The organism is Ancylomarina sp. (assembly GCF_041555295.1).
Classification (GTDB): Bacteria; Bacteroidota; Bacteroidia; order Bacteroidales; family Marinifilaceae; genus Ancylomarina.
Genome location: NZ_JBFFKR010000216.1, coordinates 1 through 5832, shown reverse-complemented (window position 1 = coordinate 5832; position 5832 = coordinate 1). Strand labels below are relative to the sequence as shown.

General features: G+C 36.5%; 3 protein-coding genes. 2 read left to right on the top strand and 1 reads right to left on the bottom strand.

The window, feature by feature from the left end:
• Positions 1 to 790 precede the first annotated feature (790 nt).
• Positions 791 to 2653, bottom strand: coding sequence for a tetratricopeptide repeat protein (locus ABY905_RS13125; RefSeq protein ID WP_372644606.1), 1863 nt, complete (start codon positions 2651 to 2653; stop codon positions 791 to 793).
• A gap of 226 nt (positions 2654 to 2879) precedes the next feature.
• Here ABY905_RS13125 and ABY905_RS13120 point away from each other — a divergent pair, with 226 nt between their 5' ends.
• Together ABY905_RS13120 and ABY905_RS13115 are read left to right on the top strand one after the other, a co-directional pair.
• Positions 2880 to 5039 carry a TonB-dependent receptor domain-containing protein gene (locus ABY905_RS13120; protein ID WP_372644604.1) on the top strand — a complete coding sequence of 720 codons (2160 nt, stop codon included), beginning with the start codon at positions 2880 to 2882 and terminating at the stop codon, positions 5037 to 5039.
• 380 nt (positions 5040 to 5419) lie between these two features.
• Positions 5420 to 5832, top strand: a 413-nt coding sequence (locus ABY905_RS13115) for a hypothetical protein (protein ID WP_372644602.1), incomplete at its 3' end; no start/stop codon positions are given.

The following is a 5832-nucleotide window of genomic DNA, read 5'->3' as shown; positions in this document are numbered from 1 at the left end:
TCTACTTGTATATTGCATTGATATGATTTATTGAGGGAAACGGATAAAGTGATTTAAACATGAGCGGTTCAAATTCACGCGTATGTCTCTTCCATTTTTTATAGGCGTCTAATCATTTTCGATGACCCAAACTATGCATATATCTAGTCTGTATACTCGCCGTAACAAGTTCGAATCAGCACTGGGTTTTTCCAGACTTGATCCAGACTTGTTCCGAACTTGATACAGTCTCAAAGTCGATTTTAGCGGATCAGTTACAAAAGTTGGGTCTAAGTGTACTAAGTCTTTTTTTGAAAATATTTTAAATTTTTCGCTAGAGCCGTTGGGCTCTTACTTTTTTATTCATTGATAATTGAACGGGTATTCATGAACTCGCTTCGCTCGTTTCTTAAACAAAAATAAGCCACCACGAAGCGCTCATGAACACCTTCTAAATTATTATATGCGAATAAAAAATCAAGTTAGCCTGATCCTTGTCCTCCTTTGTTGGAAAAACTGTGACACGCCTCACAGCAGGCTGACAAAACCCACCCAAAACATTTTGATAAAATATGATTAAGATTGTGAGACGGATTTTTATTTCTGGCCTCGGCAGCGCAAGTGGGGCCCCATAGGTGAAAAAGGCGTTAAAAACAGAATGCTGTCCGAGTGAGGTAGAACGAGTTCAGTCTGTTTAGCCTTTGAACCGTGATGGGTCATTGAGCGCCAGAGCCATTGATTTTTGTTACTTTTCATCAAGGAAAAGTAAAGAAAGAGAAATGACTAGCATCCACTCTCAGAAGACTTAATTTTAAAAATTACTAAGGAATTCAAAGAGATTATCAGTGGAGCTCAATTCTAATTTTTTCCTTAATCGATATCGACGCTTTTCAATAGCATTCACAGAAAGATTTAGGATTCTTGCAATTTCTTTAGCATCTAGATTTAATCTTAAATAAGCACAAAACCTTAGATCATTTGTATTTAAATCGGTAAATTTCTCAACCAACCGCTTAAAGAAGTCCTGATGAACTTCTTCGAAGTGCATTTTAAACATCTCCCAATCCTGATCCAAATTAATGTTACCCTCTATCTCCTTAATGAGTCTTTTTAATGAAGCTTTCACATCATCTTTATCAGATCCAAGGACAGCTTCAACGGATTTTTTCAGACTGTCAAGGGTTTCATTTTTACTGACAACATGCAAGGCATTTGCAGCCAATTCACGTTCTTTATGTCTTAAATCTTCTTTATATTTCAATCGCTTTAAACGATTTATTTCTTCTTTAGAACGAAGTTCTTCCTGCAATCTTAGATTCTCAAGATCTTTCTCCCTTTTTTCTGAATCCATTTTCTCTAAAGCAAGTTTGTCCATTAAACTAACCTGCTCAAGCAATAAATTTTTTCTCTTAAGATTAAGCTGTTTTAAATGCAGAACTCTAAGAATTAGAAAAGATATAATCAACAAACCAACAATAAGGATGATCTGATTTCGTTTCTGAATTCTCATTTTTAATTGCAATAATTCAATCTCTTCCTCTTTCTTCTCCGTTTCGTATTTTATCTGAAGTTCATTGATTTGCTTTTGAGTTCGTTCGTTGTAGATTTCATCTCTATAGGCCATAAACTGCTTTGTTTTTTCCAAAGCCTTTTGATAATTTCCCTGCAGAGTATAAACCTTTGCTATACCGGCATAACAATCTTTAATGCTAGTCTTATTCAAATCCTTCAAAGCAATCTTTAGTGCTTTTTCAAAAAAGCCCAAAGCCTTCTCCAATTTATTTTCATTTACAAAATACTCCCCTATATTAATGGACGAAGATGTGATTCCGCTCGCGTAATTGTTTTGTTCAGAAATTTCAAGAGCTTTATTGTAGTCCGCAAGAGCTTCTTTTCTTTTATTCAACTTAAGATAAATCACACCTCTATTATTCAAGGTAGAGGTAAGCATCAGGTTATTACCAGACTCTATGAAAAAGGGTATCGCCCTATCCAGATACTGAAGTCCTTTTTCATACTCACCAATCTCATCATAAATATGAGCTATATTTACAGATGTTAGTGCAAAATGAAACGAATCCTTTTCATTTTCATAGATTTCCAACAGCGTATAAAATAACTCCAGAGCCTTTTCATGGTCTTTATAAATGGAATAGATAATGGCGATATTATTCTTCATTCCTATCACCCGCTCCTTATAGTCAATTTCTTCAGCTTTCTTGAGAGCTTTAAAATAAAAAGTCTGTGCCTCTTCGTAGCTACTCATGTTGAAATAGGTAATGCCAATCTCGTTCCAGGAATCAACCAAGCCTTTCCCATCATTTTCACGATCAGCAATGCCTGCAGCCTCTTTAAAATGTTGCAAGCCTTCAAAATAATGACCTAAATTGGAATCCTCTCTACCCAGAAAAATCAATGCTTTAACCTGAGATTGGGGACGATGTAGCTTTTGTGATAGCCTTAGAGCCTCCTCTGCATAAGCAATACATTTCTCAGAATCTTTCTCAACCAGTTCCTGACAAAGTTTTAATAAGAGTTCCAACTTATCATCACCATCAACTACCATTAACCTGTTTTCCAGGCTATCAACTTTCCCCTCATCAATAAAAATCACATTTTCTGTGAAAGAGGATACAGATAAAAAAACAAGTAAGAAGGTCAGTAGAATTCTCATGGGGATAAATGATTACGAACATCCCAAATATAGAACATTAATTCGCTTATTGAAAAAAAGTCGAATCACGTCAATAAAAAAAGGAGAAACTCCCCAAAGTAATACTTAGTATCTCATCTTATTTTCACAGTTCAGCATCACTATTCAACAAGTCGGAAACTATTCTTTTTTAATGATCCCTGCGAAAGGCAATTTTGTAAGTGTTAATTATCAATACTTATATCGCATGTTACGAACCACTTTAGCATTCTTCATTCTACTTACAACACAATTCCTATCTGCACAAAGCCATATCAGTGGCAAGGTTTGTGACAAAAAAGGAAATCCGATTCCCGGAGCCAATATTTATATCGACAAGACCTACGATGGGGCTTCCACCGATACAAATGGTGCCTTTAGTTTCAAAAGCAATGTATCTGGCAAGCAGACATTGGTGGTGTCCTGCATTGGATTTGTCGTAACCAAGCTGAGTAAGGATGTAAAAGAAATGCAAAATCTGCAAATCCGCCTTAAAGAATCGGTGAATTCTTTAAATGCGGTGATGATTACTGCAGGAACATTCAGCGCTGGAGATAATACAAAGATATCGGTACTTAAACCTCTCGATGTTGTCACAACAGCAGGTGCTGCTGGCAATTATATTGCTGCGTTTAAAACATTACCAGGCACAACAACTGTAGGCGAAAGCGGCGAATTATTTATACGAGGCGGTAACAGTTACGAATCGCAAACCTTTATCGATGGTATGAGAGTATTTAAACCCTATACGGCCTCGGCCAACAACAATCCATCAAGGGCTCGCTACTCTCCCATGCTGTTTAAAGGCACTACTTTTAGCACGGGTGGCTATTCGGCAGAGTACGGACAGGCTCTTTCGGGTGTGCTTCTATTAGACACCAAGGACACTCCTATTGAAGAGAGCAGCGAAATATCTATCATGTCTATTGGTGCAGGTTTTGGGCAGGTGATTAAGAAGGATAAGGATGCCTTAACGGTGAATGCTTCATACACCAATCTTGCGCCCTACAACAAACTAAATGCTTCGGATCAGGAGTGGGAAAAATTGCCCGAAAAAATATCAGGCGAAGCCATTTATCGCCACCAATTTAACAAGGGACTTTTAAAATTCTACACGGCTTACGATCATACGCAATTCCACATACTACAAAAGGACATTGATTATCCTGAAAAGCTGAGTTATAACACAAAAGAGAAGGATCTTTATTTTAATACATCCTATAATGGCTCGATATCAGAAACTTGGTTGATAAAGGCTGGTGCTAGCTACTCTAACAATCACAACAAAGAAAAGATAGACTCGATCAGCATCAGTAATAAAGAAAAAAACGGACACATCAAGTTTAAGTTGAAACGCATTCCTAACGGGAATATAAAATTGAGTATAGGTACTGAGTACTTTTTTACTGATGCCAATAAAAATATCAGCTTATCGAATCCTAGCTGGGAACAAAATTACAATCTGAAAAATCAGCTCGCTGCTATATTTACTGAGTCAAATATTCTTTTTACAAAAAACACGGCACTTACAGTTGGCTTGAGAGGTGAATATGCCGATTATAGCGAATCGTTTCATTTAGCACCGCGGATCTCTGTCGGTCAAAAAGTAAGTGAGCATGGTCAGCTATCGTTTGCTTGGGGAGAATTCTATCAATTGCCTCAGAACAGGAATCTACAGCTTAGCAAAAGCCTGAAGGAAGAGAAGAGTCAACAATATCTATTTAATTATCATTACAATAATGATAAACGAATTTTGAGAGCTGAGTTGTATTATAAAAAATATTCTGACTTGATGAAATACGAGTTGATCAATAACAACTCCCCATCGAATTTTAGCAATACAGGCTCTGGCTATGCCCAAGGTTTGGACTTATATTGGAAAGACGAAAAGACTTTTAAAAACTTTGAATACTGGATTTCGTACTCATACCTCGATACTGAGAGAGATTACAAGAATTTCCCAGAAAGAGCAGCAAGTAATTTTAGCAACAAGCACAACTTATCGGTGGTCGGGAAATATTGGATAGGGAAGTTGCGCTCGCTAATTGGTATAAGCTACAACTTTGCTAGTGGCAGACCCTACAACGACCCTAACTCGGCCAAGTTTATGAGTAAGGAGACCAAAAACTACAATAACTTAAGCCTTAACTGGTCGTGGCTGATTTCGCAACAAACAATATTTTATTGCTCGGCCACCAATATACTCGGTCACAGTAATATTTATAATTACGATTATAGTAATAGGCCCAACTCTGAAGGACAATACGACCGACAAGCCATTACCTCTGGTACTAAACATTTTTTTTTCGCGGGCCTGTTTATCACCATCAGTAAAAACAAAAATAAGAATCAGTTGAAAAATCTATAAAATCAAAACTTCCGCATAGAATAAAAAACATCAGGGCTTAATAATAATTGGCCACCCCTCTGTCCTTCGGACATCTCCCCTTTAAAAGGGAGAAACTTCAACTATATGTTGAATAGAAATTCTAAGTTTAGTTTAATAATCTTTCCCTTTTTAGGGAAAGTGTCGACAGACGAAAGGGTGTATTTGAAATGATAATAAGAAAGTTTGCAGATTTATTCTATTTGGTGCTTTTATGAACAAGCCCTGTAAAAAACATTGATACAGACAAGACTTAATCCAAATATACAGTTCAGCAGTATAAATCGACAGTTGAGTCAATCTCTTTTTGAACTCCCTGCTACTTTCAGCAAATTTACTATCACAAACTAAAAAAGAATATTATGAAAAAAATCATGCTACTAATACTGCTTATTACAAGCCAAATATTAATGTGCTCAGCACAAAATAAATATGAAAAAGGGATGAGTGAAGCACTCCAGTTGTGGGGCAATAATAAACCTGATGAAGCTGTTGCTCTTTTCCAACGCATTGCTTCCAACGAGAAAGAAAATTGGCTTCCAAATTATTATATCGGATTGATATCTGCAACACAAGTGTTTTCAGGAAAAGAAAAAGAACAAGCCTTTGCCTTACTTGAACAAGCTCAAAAATGTCTCGATAAGGCAAAGAAAATATCAAGTCATAACTCAGAACTTTTTTGTTTACAAGCACTAATCAATACAGCATGGGTGACTTTAGATCAGATGAATAATGGACAAAAATTATCCGCCTCAATCATAAAAGATTACCGAAC